The following is a 22,398-nucleotide window of genomic DNA, read 5'->3' as shown; positions in this document are numbered from 1 at the left end:
GGTTCGGAGTTATCGATGACCGCATCGAGCGAAGAAGTCGTCAAGGCGCTGCGGGCCTCCCTCAAGGAGGTCGAGTCCCTGCGGCAGCGCAACCACGCGCTGACCACAGCGGCCTCCGAGCCGATCGCCATCGTCGGCATGGCCTGCCGCTACCCCGGGGGTGTGAGCTCACCGGAGGAGCTGTGGGAGCTGGTGGCGAGCGGGAGTGACGCGATCTCCGGATTCCCCGAGGACCGTGGCTGGGACGTCGCCGAACTCTACGACCCGGACCCGGACGCCGTCGGCAAGAGCTACACCCGTTCCGGGGGCTTTCTGAGCGGCGCCGCCGACTTCGACCCGGAGTTCTTCGGGATCAGCCCGCGCGAGGCGACCGCCATGCACCCACAGCAGCGCATCCTGCTGGAGGTCGCGTGGGAGGCACTCGAACGCGCCGGGCTCGACCCCACCTCGGTCCAGGGCAGCCGTACGGGTGTGTTCGCCGGTGTGATGCACCAGGACTACGCCGCCCCGCTGCACGAGACACCCGACGACCTTGAGGGCTACCTGATGACAGGCAGCCTGGGCAGTGTGGTCTCGGGCCGCATCGCCTACACCCTGGGCCTTGAGGGACCGGCCGTCACGGTGGACACGGCGTGCTCGTCGTCGCTGGTCGCGCTGCACCTGGCGGGCCAGTCGCTCCGGTCCGGCGAGTGCTCGATGGCCCTGGTCGGCGGCGTCACGGTGATGACCACGCCGGTCGGGTTCGTGGAGTTCAGCCGACAGCGCGGGCTCTCCCCCGACGGCCGCTGCAAGGCGTTCGCCGCGTCCGCCGACGGCACCGGCTGGGGCGAGGGTGTCGGCGTCCTCGTCCTGGAACGCCTCTCCGACGCCCAGCGCAAGGGTCACCAGGTACTGGCCGTACTGCGCGGCTCAGCCATCAACCAGGACGGCAGCAGCAGCGGCTTCTCGGCGCCCAACGGCCCGGCACAGGAACGGGCCATCACCCAGGCCCTGGGCAACGCCCGGCTGGCCTCGGTGGACGTGGACGTGGTGGAGGCGCACGGGACCGGCACCACCCTGGGTGACCCGATCGAGGCGCAGGCGCTGCTGGCCACCTACGGTGTGGGACGGCCCGCCGACCGGCCGCTGTGGCTGGGCTCGTTGAAGTCCAACGTCGGTCACACCCAGGCCGCCGCCGGTGTTGGCGGGGTCATCAAGATGGTGCAGGCCATGCGCCACGGCGTGCTGCCACGCACGCTGCACGTGGACGAGCCCACGCCGCACGTCGACTGGGAGGCCGGTACCGTACGGCTGCTCACCGAAGAGCGGGAGTGGCCCGAGACGGGGCGCCCGCGTCGGGCCGCCGTCTCCTCGTTCGGCATCAGCGGCACCAACGCCCACGTCATCCTGGAAGAGGCCCCCCAGCAGGAGGTCGTCCCGGAGGACGGGGGCCCGACCGTCGATACGGGTGTCGTGCCGGTCGTCCTCTCGGCCCGCGACCCGCAGGCCCTCCGCGCCCAGGCCGCCCGGCTGGCCGCGTACATCGAGGAACGCCCCGATGCCGATCCGTACGCCGTCGCCCACACCCTGCTGACCGCGCGAGCCACCCTCGAACACCGCGCTGTCCTCCTGGCCCCAGACCGTGACCATCTGCTCGACGCGCTGCAGGCCCTGGCCAAGGGTGACGAACACCCCGGCGTCATCACCGGTAACGCCAACCACACCAAGCCTGTCTTCGTCTTCCCCGGCCAAGGCTCCCAATGGACCGGCATGGCCACCGACCTCCTCGCCACCTCGACCGTCTTCCAACAGTCGATAGTCGAGTGCGAGAACGCCCTGGCCCCTTATGTCGACTGGTCGTTGACGGATGTCCTCACCAGCGGCCAACCCATCGAACGCGTGGACATCGTCCAACCCGCACTCTTCGCCGTCATGGTCTCCCTGGCCAGGGTGTGGCAGTCCCTGGGCGTCCAACCCACCGCCGTCATCGGACACTCCCAAGGCGAAATCCCCGCAGCCGTCATCGCCGGCGCCCTCACTCTCAACGAAGGGGCTCGGGTCACGGCCCTGCGTAGTCAGGCCATCCACACCACCCTCACCGGGCACGGCGCCATGGCCTCCCTCACCCTCACACCTGAAGCCGCCCAACAACTCCCAGGGGCGTGGGGCGAGCAGCTTCACATCGCCGCGCACAACGGACCTCATAACACCGTCATCGCCGGCGACACCCAAGCCATCGAAACACTCCTCACCCACTGCGAAACACACGACATCCACGCACGACGCATCAACGTCGACTACGCCTCCCACACACCCCACGTCGAAACCATCCAGTCACAGCTCATCGACGTACTCGCCGACCTGAAGCCGCGCAACAGCGACATCCCCTTTTACTCCACCACCACCGGCCAATCCCTCGACACCACCCAACTCACCGCCGACTACTGGTACACCAACCTGCGCCAACCCGTCCTCCTCACCCACGCCACCACCACCGCACTGGACAACGCACACACCACCTTCATCGAAATCAGCCCCCACCCCATCCTCACCACCGCACTCCACAACATCACCGAACAAGCCGCCACCAGCGCCGAACCCACCGAACCCGCCACCATCACCGGAACCCTCCGACGCGACCACGGCACCTGGACCCAACTCCTCACCCACGCCGCCCACCTCCACACCCACAACACACCCATCAACTGGCACACCCTCCTCCCCACTCGTGCGCCGCGACTCGACCTCCCCACCTACCCCTTCCAACGCCAGCACCTCTGGATCTATGACGAGGCAGCCGATGGCGTGGGGGGTGGCCAGGTTCCGGGAGACGAGGCCGACGCGGGGTTCTGGGCCGCGGTGGAGGGTGGTGATGTCGGCGCGCTGACGGAGACGCTTCAGATCGAGGACGAGGACGGACGTTCGTCGCTGTCCGCGCTGTTGCCGACGTTGTCGGCCTGGCGCAGGCAGCACCGTGATCGCGACGCGGTCGACGGGTGGCGTTACCGGATCGCCTGGAAGCCGGTGGGGCGGGTGTCCTCCGCGCCGCTGTCCGGGACCTGGCTCGTGGTGCTCGCCGACGGGCAGGACACGGACCCGTGGGTCGCGGAGGCGCTGCGTGTGCTCGGTGGCCACGGCGTCCGCGTCGTACCGGTGGAGTTGACCGAGTCGGACGCCGACCGCGAGGCGCTGGGGGCCCGGCTGCGGGACGTACTCGCCGAGGCGGGGGGCGCGGAAGGGGAAGCCGAGACGGCGGGTGTGCTGTCCTTCGTGGGGTTGGACACGCGTGCGCACTCACGGTACGGCGCGCTGGCGACGGGGGTGGCTCTGACGCTGACCCTGGTTCAGGCCCTGAGCGATCTCGGGTCGCGGGCGCCGCTGTGGAGTGTCACCCGAGGTGCGGTGTCCACGGGCCCGTCGGACGCTCCGGCCGATCCGGTACAGGCACAGGTCTGGGGACTTGGCCGGGTGGTCGCCCTGGAGCATCCGGCGTTGTGGGGCGGGTTGGTTGATCTGCCGGCGAGCCTGGACGCGCGGTCGGGCGCGCTGCTGCGGCAGGTGCTGTCCGGTGCGACGGGCGAGGACCAGGTGGCGGTGCGTTCGGCCGGGTTGCTCGCACGGCGGATGGTGAGCGCGGCGGGCGGCGGGCGGCCGGCCCGCCGGTGGCGGCCTCGCGGCACGGTACTGGTCACGGGTGGCACCGGGAGCCTCGCGCCACGCTTGGCAGACTGGCTGGTCGCCCAGGGGGCTGAGCACCTGGTGTTGGTCAGCCGGTCGGGACCGGCCGCGCCCGGCGCCACGGAGTGGGTGAGCGACCTCGAACGGCGTGGCGTGGCGGTGACCGTCGCGGCGTGCGACGTGGCCGACGACGACGCGGTGGCGAGTCTGCTCGACCGGCTGCGAACGGAGGGGCACACGGTACGTACCGTGCTGCACGCGGCCGCGTTCATCGAGTTGGCACCGGTGGGTGAGACGACGTTGCCGAGCCTGGACTCGGTGTTGGCCGCCAAGGTCAACGGTGCGGTGCGGCTGGCGGAGTTGCTCGATCCCGAGGAGTTGGACGCGTTCGTTCTCTTCTCTTCCATCGCCGGCTTCTGGGGCAGTGGTGACCACGCGGCGTACGCGGCGGCGAACGCGGCCCTCGACGCGCTGGCGGAGCAGGGTCGGGCCCGTGGAGTGCCGATGACGTCGGTGGCCTGGGGGGTGTGGGAGGACGCCGTACACACCTGGCGGAACCTCGACGGGGTGGACGTCCAGGAGACCCGGGAGCGGGTGCGTCGCCAGGGGCTGCCGCTGATGCCGGCCGAGTTGGCCGTCGCCGCGCTCCAGCAGTCGCTGGACCACGACGACACGCTGGTGGCCGTGGCCGACATCGACTGGGGTCGCTTCGTGCCCCTGTTCACCTCGATGCGCGCGAGTCGGTTGCTCGACGAGTTGCCGGCGGCCCGGCGGCTGCTGGACCGGCCGGCGGCCGAGGATGACGCGGCCGGGAGCGGTGTCACCGCGCGGCTGCGCGACCAGCTGGCCGCGCAGCCCGTGGCGGACCAGGAGACGACGCTGACCGAGCTGATCACCCGGCATGCGGTGGTGGTGCTGGGGCTCGGCTCGGCGGAGTCCGCCCGTCCGGACCGGGCGTTCAAGGACGCGGGGTTCGACTCCCTGACGTCGGTGGCGCTGCGTAACCGGCTCGCGGAGGCGACGGGGCTCCGGCTGCCGGCCACCCTGGTCTTCGACTATCCGACGCCCTTCGCGCTGGCGGCCCATCTGCGTGAGCTGCTGGTGGAGACCACCCCGGTGGTGCCCGTGGCCGACCAGGGTGTGCCGCCGGTGGCCACTGTGGCGGACACCGATGACGACCCGATCGCCATCATCGCCATGGCCTGCCGCTTTCCCGGCGATGTCGCCAGCCCCGACGACCTGTGGCGGTTGATCAGCGACGGTGGGGACGCCATCTCGCCGCCGCCCACCAACCGTGGCTGGGATCTGACCGAAGCCTTCGGCAGCGGCGACGCGGGCACAGCCAACGAGGGCACCGGCCGTCGACGTACCCGGGAGGGTGGCTTCCTGCGGGACGTCGCCGGGTTCGACGCGGCGTTCTTCGGCATCGGCCCGCGCGAGGCGCTGGCCATGGACCCGCAACAGCGGCTGGTCCTCGAAACCTCCTGGGAGACGTTCGAGCACGCCGGCATCGACCCGGCGACGCTGCGCGGCAGCCGTACCGGCTCCTTCATCGGAGCCATGTCGCACGCGTACGGCCCCCGATCGGCCGATGCGCCACCCGCTGTCCAGGACTACGTCATCACCGGCGGCATCACCAGCGTCATCTCGGGCCGCCTGGCCTACACGTACGGGCTGGAGGGTCCGGCCGTCACCGTGGACACCGCATGCTCGTCGTCGCTGGTCGCGCTACATCTGGCCACCCAGGCGCTGCGTACGGGAGAGTGCACGATGGCGCTCGCGGGCGGCGCGGTCGTGATGCCCACGCCGGACGTGTTCATCGGCTTCAACCGGATGGGCGCGCTGTCCGAGAACGGCCGCTGCATGGCGTTCTCCGAGGAGGCCGACGGCTTCGGCCTGTCCGAGGGCGCCGGCATGGTGCTGCTCGAACGCCTCTCGGACGCGCGGCGCAACGGGCACCGAGTGCTCGCCGTCATCCGGGGTTCCGCGACCAACCAGGACGGTGCCTCCAACGGCATCGCCGCCCCCAACGGCCCCTCGCAACAACGCGTCATCCGCGCGGCGCTGGCCGACGCGCGCCTAGCACCCGACGACGTGGACGCGGTGGAGGCGCACGGCACCGGCACCCGCCTCGGCGATCCCATCGAAGCGCAGGCCCTGCTCGCCACGTACGGCCAGAACCGGCCCGCTGACCGGCCGCTGTGGCTGGGATCCATCAAGTCGAACATCGGTCACACCCAGTCCGCCGCCGGCGTCGCCGGAGTCATCAAGATGGTGCAGGCGCTACGTCACGGCGTACTCCCCCGCACCCTGCATGTGTCCAAGCCCACCACGCACGTCGACTGGGCGGCCGGCGCGGTCGAGTTGCTCACGGAGGAGCGTGCCTGGGTACGCGGCGAGACTGGGCCGCGCCGGGCCGCCGTCTCCGCCTTCGGCATCAGCGGCACCAACGCCCACGTCATCCTGGAAGAGGCCCCGGACCTGGTCCCGGAGCCCGCGTCGGAGACCACCGACACGGAGACGGGACCAGACACCCTGAGCGCACCAGGCGAGGTGGGTGTCGTGCCGGTCGTGCTCTCGGCCCGCGACCCGCGGGCCCTCCGCGCCCAGGCCGCCCAGCTCGCCACGTACATCCAGGAACACCCCGACGCCGATCCGAACGCCATCGCCCACACCCTGCTGACCGCGCGAGCCACCCTCGAACACCGCGCCGTCCTCCTGGCCCCAGACCGTGACCACCTACTCGACGCCCTCCACGCCCTAGCCAAGGGTGACGAACACCCCAGCGTCATCACCGGCAACGCCAACCACACCAAGCCTGTCTTCGTCTTCCCCGGCCAAGGCTCCCAATGGACCGGCATGGCCACCGACCTCCTCGCCACCTCAACCGTCTTCCAACAGTCGATAGTCGAGTGCGAGAACGCCCTCACCCCCTACGTCGACTGGTCGTTGACCGACGTCCTCACCAGCGGCCAACCCATCGAACGCGTCGACATCCTCCAACCCGCACTCTTCGCCGTCATGGTCTCCCTGGCCAGGGTGTGGCAGTCACTGGGCGTCCAACCCACCGCCGTCATCGGACACTCCCAAGGCGAAATCCCCGCAGCCGTCATCGCCGGCGCCCTCACCCTCAACGAAGGGGCTCGGGTCACCGCCCTGCGCAGTCAGGCCATCCACACCACCCTCACCGGGCGTGGAGCCATGGCCTCACTCACCCTCACACCCGAGGCGGCCCAACAACTCCCCGGCCCCTGGGGCGAGCAGCTTCACATCGCCGCGCACAACGGACCTCATAACACCGTCATCGCCGGCGACACCCAAGCCATCGAAACACTCCTCACCCACTGCGAAACACACGACATCCACGCACGACGCATCAACGTCGACTACGCCTCCCACACACCCCACGTCGAAACCATCCAGTCACAGCTCACCCAGCAACTCGCGGGCCTCAAACCCACCCCAAGCCACATCCCCTTCTACTCCACCACCACCGGCCAATCCCTCGACACCACCCAACTCACCGCCCACTACTGGTACACCAACCTGCGCCAACCCGTCCTCCTCACCCACGCCACCACCACCGCACTGGACAACACACACACCACCTTCATCGAAATCAGCCCCCACCCCATCCTCACCACCGCACTCCACAACATCACCGAACAAACCAACCAACCCACCACCATCACCGGAACCCTCCGCCGCGACCACGGCACCTGGACCCAACTCCTCACCCACGCCGCCCACCTCCACACCCACAACACACCCATCAACTGGAACACCCTCCTCCCCGCAAACCCACCACACCTCGACCTCCCCACCTACCCCTTCCAACGCCAGCACTACTGGCTTGCCACGCCTACCACCACGCACCACGACGCCCACCCCGCCGATCATCCGTTCCTGTTCACCCGTACCGCGCTCGCCGCTGGTCAGGGTGTGGTCTATACCGGGGAGATCTCCACCGACACCTATCCCTGGCTCACCGACCACGCACTCTGGAACACCCCACTCCTCCCCGGCACCGCACTCCTCGAACTCACCCTCCACACCACCCACCACACCGGACTCCACCACATCAACGAACTCACCCTCCACACACCACTCACCCTCACACCCCACCAACCCCGACACATCCAAATCCACATCGCCAACCCCAACACCAACGGACAACACCCCCTCACCATCCATTCAGCCCCTCGGGTGTCTCAGGGCGACGAGGTGGAGTGGACGTGTCACGCGACGGGGTCGCTGTCGGCGGTCGCGGAGGCGGGAGTGCCGGGTGGGGGCGTGGGGGTGACGTGGCCGCCGGAGGGGGCGGAGCCGGTGTCGGTCGAAGGGATCTATCCACGGCTGGCGGAGGACGGGTTGGTGTACGGGCCGGCGTTCCAGGGGCTGCGTGCCGCCTGGCGGCGGGGCGTGGAGGTGTTCGCCGAGGTGCGGCTACCTCAGCCGCAACGGGCCGACGCCGACCGGTTCGACCTGCACCCCGCCCTGTTGGACGCGGCCCTGCACGCGACGATGCTGGACGGCGTGGAGCGGGTGGTGCTGCCGTTCTCCTTCAGTGGGGTGACGCTGCACGCCACGGGCGCCACCGAGTTGCGCGTACGCCTGACGCCGACCGGGGCGGACACGATGTCCCTCGCGGTGGCCGACGGGCGTGGCGTGCCGGTGGTCACGGTCGACACGCTCGCGGTACGCCCGGTCGATCAGCGGCAGTTGGCCGTCTCGGGTCGGACGGCCTTGACAGACTCGCTGTTCCGGTTGGCGTGGCACGCGGTGCCCGCCGGTCAGCCGGCGGAGCGGGGGGCGCACTGCGCCGTGGTGGGGGTCGACGGTCTCGGGGTCGGCGCGTCGCTGGTGGCGGCCGGAGGTGTGGTGACGGCCCACCCGACGCTGGCGGAGCTCGCCCAGGCCGTGGCCGGGGGCGCGACGGACGCGCCGCGCGTCGTGGTCGCCCCGTGGTCGTCGCCGGCTGACGCGGAGCGTCGTTCGGCGGACGCGGCCGGCGAGGCGGTGGTGGGTGTGCTCGACCTGCTGCGGGAGTGGGTCGCGGAGGAGGGCCGGTTCGGTCAGGCGCGGCTGGTCCTGGTGACCCGCGGGGCCGTGGCGGTGTCGGACGGCGACGGGGCGACGGGGAGCGTGTCGGATCTGGCGGGGGCCTCCGTGTGGGGTGCGGTGCGGTCGGCGCAGGCCGAGCATCCCGACCGGTTCACGCTGGTGGACCTGGACGCGCACGCCGACTCGGGGCGGGCGCTGGCCGAGGTCCTGGCCGGGGCCGAGCCGCAGTACGCCGTACGGGGCGGGCGGGTGTGGGTGCCCCGGTTGGAGCGGAGTCGCCCCTCGGTCACGGAGCGGGCCCCGGTGGCGCGGCCCGAGGGGACGGTGGTGGTCACCGGTGGTACCGGCGTCCTGGGCGCCCTCATCGCCCGCCACCTGGTCACCCACCACCACGTACGCCACCTCCTCCTCCTCTCCCGACGCGGACCACAAGCACCCAACGCCACCCAACTCCACCACGAACTCACCCAACTCGGCGCCACCACCACCATCACCGCCTGCGACACCAGCAACCCCCACCAACTCACCACCGCCCTAGCATCCATCCCACCCCAACACCCCCTCACCGGCATCATCCACACCGCCGGCGTACTCAACGACGCCCTCCTCACCAACCTCACACCCCAACACACCCACACCGTCCTCCAACCCAAAACCCACACCGCCTGGCACCTCCACCAACTCACCCAACACCACCACCTCGACTTCTTCGTCCTGTTCTCGGCGGCCGGGGGTGTGCTGGGCAACGCGGGGCAGGCCAACTACGCGGCGGCCAACGGCTATCTGGACGCCCTGGCGGACTACCGCGCGGGGCTCGGGTTGCCGGCGGTGTCGATGGCGTGGGGGCTGTGGGAGCAGGCCAGCGAGATGACCGGCGGGCTGGATCAGGGTGACCTGGCGCGGCGGGCCGGTGTGCTGCCGCTGTCCTCGGCGGACGGGCTGGCGCTGTTCGATCTGGCGCTCGGACAGGACCGGCCTCTGGTGCTTCCGGTGCGGCTCGACCTGGCGGCGCTGCGTGCTCGCACCGGTCCACGGCCGGCGCTGCTGCGCGCCCTGTTGGGCGCTACCGCGCCGCCCCGTGCGGTGGCCGGCGGTGCGGCGGCGGTCGTGTCGGACAGCGCGCCGGAACCGGAGGGCGTCCAGGCGTTCGCCGCGCTACCGCCGGCCGAGCGGGCGCACGCGCTGCGCGAGTTGGTGCGTAGCCAGGCGGCGTTGGTCCTGGGGTACGCGACGGCCGACGCCATCAGCGACGAGCGTGGTTTCCTCGACGCGGGTTACGACTCGCTGCGAGCGGTGGAACTGCGTAACCGGCTGGCCACGGCCACCGGTCTGCGGCTGCCCGCCACGCTCGTCTTCGACCACCCCACGCCGGCGGAGGTGGCGTCCCGCCTCGGGGAACTGCTGCGCGAGCGGGAACGCCCGGACCTGGGTGGGGTGCTGGCCCGGCTCGACGGGATGGCGGCGGACCTGTCGGCGGTGGCGGCGGACGAACCGGCGCGGGAGCAACTGGCCGGGCGGCTGCGCGCGTTGCTGGCTGACGTGGTGGACGCGGGCGGGGAGCGGGGTGGGCCCGGCGGGGAGCGGCCCGCCGAGGAGGGTGACGAGTTCGGTGAGGTGTCACTGGACGAGCTCCTGGACATCGTCGACGACGAACTGCGCGGCTGACGTGAACGACGGGACCCATCACCTCGCGGGGGAGACGCACACCAGCATGACGAGCGACAAGAAGGTTCTCGACACCCTCAAGCGGCTCACCTCGGACCTGCGCCGGACCCGGCAGCGGCTGCGGGAGGTCGAGGAGGCCGACAGCGAGCCGATCGCGATCGTGGGCATGGCCTGCCGCTTTCCCGGCGACGTGGCCTCGCCCGAGGATCTGTGGCGGGTGGTCACGGACGAGCGGGACGCGATCTCGGCGTTCCCGACGGACCGGGGCTGGGACCCTGACCTGTACGACCCGGACCCGGCCCGGCACGGCGGCGTCTCCGTGCGCGAGGGTGGCTTCCTGCATGACGCGGCCTCCTTCGACCCGGGGTTCTTCGGGATGAGCGCCCGCGAGGCGCTGGCCACCGACCCGCAGCAGCGGCTGCTGTTGGAGACCTCGTGGGAGGCGGTCGAGCGGGCCGGCATCGACCCGGTGGCGTTGCGCGGCAGCCACACCGGGGTGTTCGCCGGGGTCATCTACCAGGACTACGCGGCACGGCTGCGGCACGCGCCCGGCGAGTTCGAGGGCTATCTGGGGAACGGCAGTACGGGCAGCGTGGCATCCGGTCGGGTGGCGTACGCGCTCGGGTTGCGGGGGCCGGCGATCAGTCTGGACACGGCCTGCTCGTCGTCGCTGGTCGCCGTGCACCAGGCGGCGCGGGCGCTGCGCTCGGGTGACTGTGCGCTGGCGCTGGCCGGTGGGGTGACGGTGATGGCCTCGCCGATGGCGCTGGTGGAGTTCAGCCGGCAGCGTGGGCTCGCGGGTGACGCGCGCTGCAAGGCGTTCGCGGCCGGGGCCGACGGCACGGCGCTGGGTGAGGGTGTGGGCATGCTCCTGCTGGAGCGGCTGTCGGACGCGCGGCGTGCCGGGCGGCGCGTCCTCGCGGTGATCCGGGGCAGCGCCGTCAACCAGGACGGCGCCAGCAGCGGGCTCACCGCGCCGAGCGGCCCGGCGCAGCAGCGGGTGATCCAGCAGGCGCTGGCCGGGGCGGGGCTGGCCGCCTCCGAGGTGGACGCCGTCGAGGCGCACGGCACGGGCACCACCCTGGGTGACCCGATCGAGGCGCAGGCGCTGCTGGCCACCTACGGTCAGGACCGGCCGGCGGACCGGCCGTTGTGGCTGGGTTCGGTGAAGTCCAACATCGGGCACGCGCAGGCCGCCGCCGGGGTCGCCGGGTTGATCAAGACGGTGCTCGCGTTGCGACACGGTGTGCTGCCGCGCACCCTGCACGTCGACGCGCCGAACCCGCACGTGGACTGGTCGGCCGGTGCCGTGCGGCTGTTGACCGAGCGGCGGGCGTGGCCGGAGACGGGCCGCCCGCGCCGGGCGGGGGTGTCCTCGTTCGGGGTCAGTGGCACCAACGCGCACGTCATCCTGGAGCACTCCCCCGATCCGCGGCCCGAGCCCGGGACGGTGGCGGTTGGGGGCGGTGGCGGCGCGTCCGGGCCGGGTCCGCTCGCGCCGTTGTCGGGTGGCGTGCCGTGGGTGCTCTCCGGGCGCGGCGCCACGGCGCTGCGCGCCCAGGCCGAGCGGCTGGCCGCGTACGTGGCGGAGCGCCCCGAGTTGACCGCCGTGGAGGTGGGCGCGGCGCTGGCGCGTACCCGTTCGACCTTCGACCACCGGGCCGTGGTGTGGGGCGCGGACCGTGACGCGCTGGTGGCGGGGGTGCGATCGCTCGCGGCGGACCGTGACGCGCCGGGTGTGACGCGTGGGAGTGTCCGCGCCGGCGAGCGGGCCGTGTTCGTCCTGGCCGCCCCCGCGCGGCTGGACTGGGCCGCCCGGCTGGCCGACACCTCGCCCGCGTTCGCCCGGCGCCTGGGCGAGTGTGACGAGGCGCTGAGCGGCTTCGCTGACTGGTCGGTACGGGACGCGCTGCGCGGCGAGCGGCCCGAGACGACGACACGGAACGCGCGGGTCGTGGACGGGGCGGTGCGGTGGGCGGTCGTGGTGGCGCTGGCCGGGCTGTGGGAGGAGTACGGCGTGCGGCCCGCGGCTGTCATCGGCGTGGGTGCCGCCACGGTCGCCGGGGCGTGTGTGGCGGGCGCGCTGTCGTTGAAGGAGGGTGCCCGCGCGGTGACCTCGGCGGCCCCCACGCCGGTTGACCCGGCGGGGGCCCGAGTGCCCTTCCAGGCGGCGCCAGAGGACCCGACGGACGCCGTACGCGAGGCGCTCGCGCGCGGCCACACGCTGTTCGTGGAGGTCAGCGAGCGGGATGCGGTCGCGCCGGCGCTGGCCGCCGTGGCCGGCGATGGTGTCCGGGTGGTCGCCTCGCCCACCGGTGGGGCCAGCGGTGCCGACGGGCTGCCGGCCACACTGGCCGCACTGCACGCCCACCGGTTGACGGTGGACTGGTCGGCGGCGTTCCCGAGCGGGACGCCCGAGGTCGAGCTGCCCACCTACGCTTTTCGCCGCCGGCGCTACTGGTTGGACGACGGCCCCGAGGACGTCGACGTGACGGCGGCCGGGCTGGCCCCGGCCGGCCACCCGCTGCTCGACGCTGCGGTGCCGCTGCCGGACGGGGACGGGGTGCTGTACACCGGACGGCTGTCCGCGCGGTCCCACCCGTGGCTCGCCGACCACCGGGTCCTTGGCCGGGTGGTGCTGCCCGGCACCGCGGTGGTCGAGCTGGCGTGCTGGGCGGGTGAGCGGGCCGGGTGCGGGCAGCTCGCGGAGCTGACGTTGGTCGCCCCGCTGGAGCTGCCCGGCCCGGACGCCGGCCCGACGGAGGGCAGCGCCCTGCGCCTGCTGGTGGGGGCCTCGGACGCCACGGGCCGGCGCGCGTTCGAACTCTCCGCGCGCCCGTCGGCCGACGCGGACGGCCGGTGGACCCGGCACGCGGTGGGGACACTGGCTCCCGCCTCCGGCTCGGTGGGCGCGGCCCTCGACGTGGCCGAGTGGCCGCCGCGCGGTGCCGAGCCGGTGAGCCTTGAGGGGTTCGCGGAGCGCACGGCGCGGCTGGGTATCGGCGCCGGGCCGGCGTTCGACGGGCTGCGGGCCGTGTGGCGGCGCGGCGACGAGGTGTTCGCCGAGGCGGCCCTGCCGGCCGCCGTTCAGGCGCGGGCCGGGCGGTTCGGGGTGCATCCGGCGCTGCTCGACGCCGCGTTGCGGGCCGTGCTCGCCACGGCGCCCGCCGAGGCCACGGAGCGGCTGGTCCCGTACGCCTGGCACGGGGTGCGGGTGCACGCCACCGGGGCCGACACCCTCCGCGCGCGGATCACCCCCGAGGGCCCGCACGCGGTGCGGGTGACAGCCACCGACGCCAGCGGCGCCCCGGTGCTGTCCGTCGCCCGGCTGGAGTCCCGGCCGCTGCGGGCCCCGCTGCCCGCCGCGTCGGGGTCGCTGTCGCGTACGCACTGGGTGCCGGCCGCCCCGGCCGGGCGGGCGGCCGGCCCGCTCGCGGTGCTCGGCGCCGCGGACGCGCTGCCGCTGGCCGTGGACGCGGCCTACCCGAACCTGCCGGCGCTGGTCGCGGCGGTGGCCGCCGGCGCGCCGCCGCCCGAGGTCGTGCTGTGGCCGGTGCCCGTGCCGCCGGGCGCGGAGTCCGCCAGGCTGCCGGACGCGGTCCGCGCCACGGTGGGTGAGCTGCTCGACCTGGCGCGGGCCTGGGTGGCCGCGCCGGGGCTCGCCGCCTCGCGGCTGGTCGCGGTCGTCGAGGAGCGGACCGGTGTGGCGGCGGCGGGCCGCGCTCTGGTGGGCGCCGCGGTCCAGGGGCTGCTACGCGGTGTGCGGGCGGAGCACCCGCACCGGTTCGGCCTGCTGACGCTGGCCGGTGCGGCCCCCGGGGTTGCCGCGCCCGCGCTCGCGTCGCTGGACACGGAGCCGGAGATGGCTCTGCGCGACGGTCGGTCACTGGTGCCCCGGCTGACTCCGGTGCCGACGGCGGACACCGGGGAACTCCCCGGCTCGGCCCACGGCACGGTGCTGGTCACGGGCGGCACGGGCACGCTCGGCGGGCTGGTCGCCCGGCGGCTGGCGGCACAGGGCGCACGCCGGCTGTTGCTGGTCAGCCGGCGCGGGGAGCGGGCACCCGGGGCGCCGGCCCTGGCGGCCGAGTTGGTCGCGCTGGGAGCGGAGGTCGCGTTCGCCGCGTGTGACGTGGCCGACCGGGACGCCCTGGCCGCCGTGGTGGGCGCGATGCCCGCCGGGCAGCAGCTGACGGGCGTGGTGCACGCGGCCGGCGTCGTCGACGACGGCTTGGTGGCGACGCTGACACCGGAGCGGTTCGCGGCGGTGGCGCGGCCCAAGCTGGACGCGGCCTGGCATCTGCACGAGCTGACGGCCGATCTGGACCTGCGCGAGTTCGTGCTGTTCTCCTCCGCCTCCGGACTCTTCGGGCCAGCGGGCCAGGCGGGTTACGCGGCGGCCAACGCCTGCCTGGACGCCCTCGCCCGACACCGCCGCGCCCAGGGCCTGCCGGGCCTGTCCCTGGCCTGGGGCCTGTGGGCTGAGCGCAGCGAGCTGACCGGCGGGTTGACCCAGCGCGAACTGGAGCGCATGGGCCGCGACGGGGTCCGGGCCCTGGCCACCGCGGACGCGCTCGACCTCTTCGACCGGGCCCGGCGAGTGAGCGACGAGCCGGTGCTGGTCCCGCTGCGCCTGGACGGCGAGCGACTTCGGGAGCGCGGCGCGAGCCGCCGGATCGCGCCGCTGCTGGCCGAGCTGGCCGCGTCGTTCACACCACCCGTGGCGACCGACCCGACCACCTTCGGCCCGACCACCACCAGCCCGGCCGTCGACCGCCCGGCCACTTCGGGTGCGGCCCCCTCCGACTCCACCGCGCCACCCACCGCGACAGCCCTACCGGCTGGGGACGCCGAACCCGCGCCACTCGTGGCCGGCGCCGCGCATCCCGCCGGGCACCGGTTGCGGGCCATGCCTGAGCAGGAGCGGCTACGGGCCCTGACCAGCCTGGTGCTCACCCAGGCGGCGGTGGCACTCGGCGAGGCGTCGGAAGGCGGGATCGACCCGGACCTCGGCTTCGTCGACCTGGGCTTCGACTCCCTGGCCAGCCTCGATCTCCAGGCGGCGCTGCACGAGGAGACCGGCGTGGAGCTGCCCAGCACGCTGATCTACGACCACCCCAACGCCACCGCGCTGGCCGCCCATCTGTGTGCCGAGCTGGGCGCGCGGCAGGACACCACCGAGGTCGCGCCGGCGCTGGCCGAACTGGATCGCCTGGAGGCGTTCCTCACGCCGTTCGCCGCCGACGCCGAGGCGCGCGGGTCGATCGCCCACCGGCTGCGCGACCTGCTGTCCCGCTGGGCGGACGCGCCACGGGAGACAACGGACAAGCCCGACCTGGCGGCGGCCAGCGATGACGAACTCTTCGCCGCTCTCGACCAGTTGCGCGGCTCCGACCGCGACACTCCCCCGAACCCGAACCGGCTTTAGGAGCAGGCGCAAAGTGTCACAGGAAGAGAAGTTTCGCGAGCATCTGCGCTGGGCCACGGCCGAACTCACCGAGTCCCGGCGGCGGGTGGCCGAGTTGGAGGAAGCCGACCGAGAGCCACTGGCCATCGTCGGGATGAGCTGCCGGTTCCCCGGTGGCGTCGACACCCCGGAGGAGCTGTGGGACCTGGTGTCCACGGGCCGGGACGCCATCGGCGTACCGCCGGCGGAGCGCGGCTGGCAGCTGGCGGACTTCTACGACCCGGACGGGGCGCGGCCCGGCACGTCGTACGTGTGTGAGGGTGGCTTCCTGGAGGGCGCGACCGGGTTCGACCCGGCGTTCTTCGACATCAGCCCACGCGAGGCGCTGGCGATGGACCCGCAGCAACGCCTGCTCCTGGAGACCGCGTGGGAGGCGTTCGAGCGGGCGGGCATCGTCCCGGCGACGCTGCGCGGCTCCCGGGTGGGTGTCTTCGCCGGGCTGATGTACCACGACTACGCCACGCGCCTGGGTGACGAGGTGGACGAGTCCGTCGCCGGGTTCCTGGGCAGCGGCACCGCTGCCAGCGTCGCCTCGGGCCGGGTCGCCTACGTGCTCGGTCTGGAGGGGCCGGCGGTCACGCTGGACACGGCGTGCTCGTCATCGCTGGTCGCGCTGCATCTGGCGGCACAGGCCGTACGCCGGGGTGACTGTGCCATGGCGCTGGCGGGCGGGGTGACGGTGATGGCCACGCCGACCACCTTCGTGGAGTTCAGCCGCCAGGGCGGCCTGGCCAGGGACGGCCGTTGCAAGTCGTTCGCGGCCTCGGCCGACGGCACCGCCTGGGGCGAGGGCGCGGGCATGCTGCTCATCGAGCGACTGTCTGACGCCCGCCGGGCGGGCCGCCCGGTGCTCGCCGTACTCCGTGGGTCGTCGGTCAACCAGGATGGTGCGAGCAGCGGCCTGTCCGCCCCCAACGGCCCCTCGCAACAGCGCGTCATCCGGCAGGCGCTCGACGCGGCCGGCCTCTCCCCCGACCTGGTCGACGCGGTGGAGGCGCACGGTACGGGTACGACGCTGGGTGACCCGATCGAGGCCCAGGCGCTGCTGGCCACCTACGGCCAGGGCCGGGCGGACGACCGGCCACTGTGGCTGGGCTCGCTGAAGTCCAACATCGGGCACACCCAGGCCGCCGCCGGGGTCGGCGGGGTCATCAAGATGGTGCAGGCCATGCGCCACGGCGTCCTGCCACCCACCCTGCACGTCGACCAACCCACACCCCACGTCGACTGGGCCAGCGGCGCCGTACGCCTGCTCACCGAAGAGCGGGAGTGGCCGGAGACCGGCCGTCCGCGCCGGGCCGGCGTCTCCTCGTTCGGCGTCAGCGGCACCAACGCCCACGTCATCCTGGAGCAGGCCCCGGACCGCGAAGCGGAGCCGGCAACGGAGCCGGCCGGTGCGCAGGCTCCTGAGCCGGATCGGCCCGTGGCCTGGCCGGTGTCCGCCCGCTCGGGCACGGCGCTGCGCGCCACCGCGAGCCGGCTGCGGGACGCCGTGGCGGCCCACCCGGAGTGGTCGCCGGCCGCCGTCGCGCACTCCCTGACGGCAGAACGCTCCACCTTCGAGCACCGCGCCGTCGTCCTCGGCACCGACCGTGCCGCACTCCTCACCGGCCTCGACGCGCTGGCTGAGGGGCGGGAGCACCCGGGTGTGGTGACGGGAGAGGGAAACCACGGCCGCCCCGTCTTCGTCTTCCCCGGCCAGGGCTCCCAGTGGACCGGCATGGCCACCGACCTCCTCGCCACCTCGACCGTCTTCCAACAGTCGATAGTCGAGTGCGAGAACGCCCTCACCCCTTATGTCGACTGGTCGTTGACGGATGTGCTCACCAGCGGCCAACCCATCGAACGCGTCGACATCCTCCAACCCGCACTCTTCGCCATCATGATCTCCCTCGCCAGAGTCTGGCAGTCCCTGGGCGTCCAACCCACCGCCGTCATCGGACACTCCCAAGGCGAAATCCCCGCAGCCGTCATCGCCGGCGCCCTCACCCTCAACGAAGGCGCCCGCATCACCGCCCTACGCAGCCAAGCCATCCACACCACCCTCACCGGCCACGGCACCATGGCCTCACTGTCGCTGACCGCCGAGGCGGCCCAACAACTCCCGGGAGCCTGGGGCGAGCAGCTCCACATCGCCGCGCACAACGGACCCCACACCACCGTCATCGCCGGCGACACCCAAGCCATCGAAACACTCCTCACCCACTGCGAAACACACGACATCCACGCACGACGCATCAACGTCGACTACGCCTCCCACACACCCCACGTCGAAACCATCCAGTCGCAGCTCACCCAGCAACTCGCGGGCCTGAAGCCCACGACGAGCGACATCCCCTTTTACTCCACCACCACCGGCCAATCCCTCGACACCACCCAACTCACAGCCGACTACTGGTACACCAACCTGCGCCAACCCGTCCTCCTCACCCACGCCACCACCACCGCACTCAACAACGCACACACCACCTTCATCGAAATCAGCCCCCACCCCATCCTCACCACCGCACTCCACAACATCACCGAACAAACCAACCAACCCACCACCATCACCGGAACCCTGCGCCGCGACCACGGCACCTGGCTCCAACTCCTCACCCACGCCGCCCACCTCCACACCCACAACACACCCATCAACTGGACCCATCCCGCCCCCGGCCCGATCCACCGGCATCTCGACCTTCCCACCTACCCCTTCCAACGCCAGCCGTACTGGTTGGCGGCCTCGGAGGCGGTCGGGGATGTGCGGTCGGCCGGGTTGGACGCGGCGGGGCATCCGTTGCTGGGTGGGGTGTTGTCGCTGGCGGGTGGGGGCGGTGACACGGTGCTGGTCGGCAGGGTGTCGGTGCGGTCGCAGCCGTGGTTGGCCGACCACGCGGTGTGGGGCACGGTGTTGGTGCCGGGTGCGGCGCTGGTGGAGTTGGCCGTCCGGGCGGGCGACCAGGTCGGGTGTGACGTACTGGAGGAGTTGACGCTCGCGGCGCCGCTGGTCGTCCCCGCCGGGGAGACTGTCCGGTTGCAGCTCACCGTGGGGGCGCCGGAGGAGGGTTCCGGGCGGCGGCCGTTGACGATTCACTCCCGGCCCGAGGAGGCCGAGGCCGATGCGGCGTGGACCCCGCATGCGACCGGCTTTGTCGGTACCGGTGCCGGGCGGCCGGACTGGGATCTGGCGCAGTGGCCGCCGGTCGGTGCGGAGGCGGTGGACCTGGCGGGGTTCTATCCACGGCTGGCCGCGAGCGGGCTCGGCTACGGGCCGGTGTTCCAAGGGGTGCGCGCCCTGTGGCGGCGGGGCGATGACCTGTTCGCCGAGGTGCGGCTGCCCGATGACCAGCGGGAGTCGGCGGGCGGGTTCGGTCTGCACCCGGCGTTGCTGGACGCCGCGTTGCACGGCGCCGCCGACCCCGACGCCCCGGTGCGGCTGCCGTTCGCGTGGAGCGGGGTGCGGCTCTACGCGTCCGGGGCCAGCGCGCTACGGGTGCGGCTGACGGGCGACGGCGCGGGGGGTCTGGCGCTCACGCTGGCCGACGCGGCCGGGGCCCCGGTGGCCGAGGTGGCCTCGCTGGTGGGCCGGGAGGTGACCGAGGAGCAGGTGCGGGCGGCCGGCGTCGATGACCGGGACGCCGCGCTGTGGGTGGACTGGGTGGAGCCGGGTGTGTCAGGTGACACGTCCGAGTCCGGCTCCCCGTGGGCCCTGGTCGGCCCGGACGACCTGGCGCTGGGTGGGGCCCCCGCCGTGGGGCCGGCGCCTGCCGCGTACGCCGATCTGGCCGCGCTGGCCGACTCCGGTGCGGTGCCGGACACGGTGTTGGTGACGTGCGTTGGCTCGGGGGTCGCCGACGCGGGCCTGCCCGACGCGGTGGGGGACGCGGTCGAGCGGGTGTTGGGCCTGGCGCGGGCGTGGCTGGCCGACGAGCGGTTCACCGGCAGGCTGGTGGTGGTGACGCGGGGCGCGGTGGCGGCCGGTGGTGGCGAGCCGGTGCGGGATCTGGCGCACGCGCCGGTGTGGGGGTTGCTGCGGTCGGCACAGACGGAGAACCCGGACCGGTTCGTGCTCGCCGACCTGGACGGGCACGAGGCGTCGCGGGCGGCGCTCGCCGGTGCGCTCGCCTCGGGTGAGCCGCAGTTCGCGCTGCGGGCCGGGCGGCTGTTGGTACCCCGTCTGGTGCGGGACGCCGCCGGGGAGGCGTTGGTGCCCCCGGCGGACGGGGAGCCCTGGCGGCTGGACACCCGGGGCAAGGGCACCCTGGAGAACCTGGCGCTGGTGCCCTACCCGGAGGCCGCCGCGCCGCTGGCGCCCGGGCAGGTGCGGATGGCGGTGCGCGCGGCGGGGATGAACTTCCGGGACGTGCTGTTGGGCCTGGGCATGGTCGATCAGGACGTGATGGGTGGCGAGGCGGCGGGCGTCGTCCTGGAGGTGGCGCCCGATGTGCGGGACCTGTCGCCCGGTGACCGGGTGATGGGCATGGTGCCCGGTTCGTTCGGGCCGGTCGCGGTCGTGGACCGGCGGCTGCTCGTCGCTCTGCCCGCGCGGTGGTCGTACACCGAGGGCGCGTCCGTGCCCATCGCGTTCCTCACGGCCTACTACGGCCTGGTGGAGCTGGCCGGGCTGCGGGCGGGTGAGTCCGTGCTGGTCCACGCGGCGACCGGAGGTGTGGGGCTGGCCGCGCTGCAACTCGCGCGCCACCTGGGTGCCGAGGTGTTCACGACGGCGAGCCCCGCCAAGTGGCCGACGCTGCGGGCCCTGGGCGTGCCGGACGAGCGGATCGCGTCCTCGCGGTCACTGGACTTCGAGGAGCGCACGCGCGCCGCGTCCGGCGGTGTGGACGTGGTGCTGAACTCGCTGGCCAACGCGTACGTGGATGCCTCGCTGCGGCTGCTGAGGGAGGGTGGTCGGTTCGTGGAGATGGGCAAGACCGATGTGCGCGACGCCGCGCGGGTCGCGGCGGACCATCCGGGCCGGTCCTACCTCTGGTTCGACCTGATCGACGCCGGATACGAGCGGATCGGGCGGATGATGGGCGCGCTGATGCCGCTCTTCGAGGCGGGCGCCCTGCGGCCGTTGCCGACGGTCACCTGGGACGTGCGGCGCGGGTTGGACGCGTTCCGCTTCATGAGTCAGGCCCGGCACATCGGCAAGGTGGTCCTGACCATGCCGCCCGCGCCCACCAAGCGGGACGGGACGGTGGTGGTCACCGGTGGTACCGGCGTCCTGGGCGCCCTCATCGCCCGCCACCTGGTCACCCACCACCACGTACGCCACCTCCTCCTCCTCTCCCGACGCGGACCACAAGCACCCAACGCCACCCAACTCCACCACGAACTCACCCAACTCGGCGCCACCACCACCATCACCGCCTGCGACACCAGCAACCCCCACCAACTCACCACCGCCCTCGCATCCATCCCACCCCAACACCCCCTCACCGGCATCATCCACACCGCCGGCGTACTCAACGACGCCCTCCTCACCAACCTCACACCCCAACACACCCACACCGTCCTCCAACCCAAAACCCACACCGCCTGGCACCTCCACCAACTCACCCAACACCACCACCTCGACTTCTTCGTCCTGTTCTCCTCGTCGGCCGCCGTCCTGGGTGGGCCGGGGCAGGGCAACTACGCGGCGGGGAACGCCTTCCTGGACGCGCTGGCGCAACACCGGCGTGACCAGGGGCTGCCGGGTGTGTCGGTGGCGTGGGGGCTGTGGGAGCGGGAGAGCGGGATGACGGGGCACCTGGGCGCCGCCGATCTGACCCGGCTGCGTCGGGCCGGGACGACGCCGCTCACCGACGCCGTGGGGCTCGACCACTTCAGCGCGGCGCTGCGGGCCGACCGGGCCGCGCTGGTGGCGATGGGGTTCGACGCGCGTGCGGCCCGCGAGGCACTCGGGGCGCAGCGCGTGCCGCCGCTGCTGCGGCAGTTGGTGGGCGCGCCCGCGCGGCGGGTGGCCGTCTCCGGGGCGGAGGCGGCGGACGGGGCTCAGGCGCTGGTCCGCCGGCTGGCGGCGGTGCCCGAGGCCGAGCGCGGCCGGTTGCTGCTGGGGCTGGTGCGGGAGCAGACCGCACTCGTGCTGAGTTACGCCTCCGGTGGGGAGGTCGGCCCCGAGCAGGCGTTCAAGCAGCTCGGTGTGGACTCGTTGACGGCGGTGGAGCTGCGTAACCGGCTGGGCGCGGCCACCGGTCTGCGGCTGCCCGCCACGCTCGTCTTCGACCACCCCACGCCGGCCGCGCTGGCCGGGCGGTTGCGTGCGGAGCTGACCGAGGCGCTGGGCGAGCCGGCCGAGGCGGCTGGCGCGGGGGCCGGTGTGGACGCGGTCGACGACGCGGAGATCCGCCGGTTGCTGACCAGCCTCGCGCCGGCCCGACTGCGCGCGGCCGGGCTGCTCGGTGCCCTGCTGGAACTGGCCACGGCCGACCCCGCGCCACCGGTGGACGGATCGGCGGACGGTGTGGCGGCGGACGACCTGGAGTCGATCGACGCGATGGACGCCGACGACCTCATCGGCCTGGCCTTCGGCAGTACCGACCTCTGATCGCGTTCGG

Annotated in this window: 2 protein-coding genes and 1 pseudogene; all 3 read left to right on the top strand. The window is 73.0% G+C overall.

The window, feature by feature from the left end; genetic code table 11:
- The first annotated feature begins 15 nt into the window (after positions 1 to 15).
- Positions 16 to 10,386, top strand: coding sequence for a type I polyketide synthase (locus ACFVFR_RS08100; protein ID WP_383698856.1), 10,371 nt, complete (start codon positions 16 to 18; stop codon positions 10,384 to 10,386).
- Between the two features lie 46 nt (positions 10,387 to 10,432).
- Positions 10,433 to 15,814, top strand: a complete 5,382-nt coding sequence (locus ACFVFR_RS08095; protein ID WP_383698855.1) for a type I polyketide synthase — start codon at positions 10,433 to 10,435, stop codon at positions 15,812 to 15,814.
- 46 nt (positions 15,815 to 15,860) lie between these two features.
- Positions 15,861 to 22,388 (top strand): annotated as a pseudogene (locus ACFVFR_RS08090) (type I polyketide synthase); the annotation flags it as partial.
- Between the last annotated feature and the right edge of the window lie 10 nt (positions 22,389 to 22,398).

The sequence above is a fragment of the Streptomyces sp. NPDC057702 genome, assembly GCF_042799315.1.
In the GTDB taxonomy this organism is placed as follows: Bacteria; Actinomycetota; Actinomycetes; order Streptomycetales; family Streptomycetaceae; genus Streptomyces.
The sequence above is the reverse complement of the archived record's forward strand: the minus strand, read 5'-3'. Positions and strand labels throughout refer to the sequence as shown.

What these genes read in the sequence shown, in the direction of transcription:
- ACFVFR_RS08100 (WP_383698856.1), top strand. Translation starts at nt 16, where the DNA reads ATGACCGCATCGAGCGAAGAAGTCGTCAAGGCGCTGCGGGCCTCCCTC.
- ACFVFR_RS08095 (WP_383698855.1), top strand. Translation starts at nt 10,433, where the DNA reads ATGACGAGCGACAAGAAGGTTCTCGACACCCTCAAGCGGCTCACCTCG.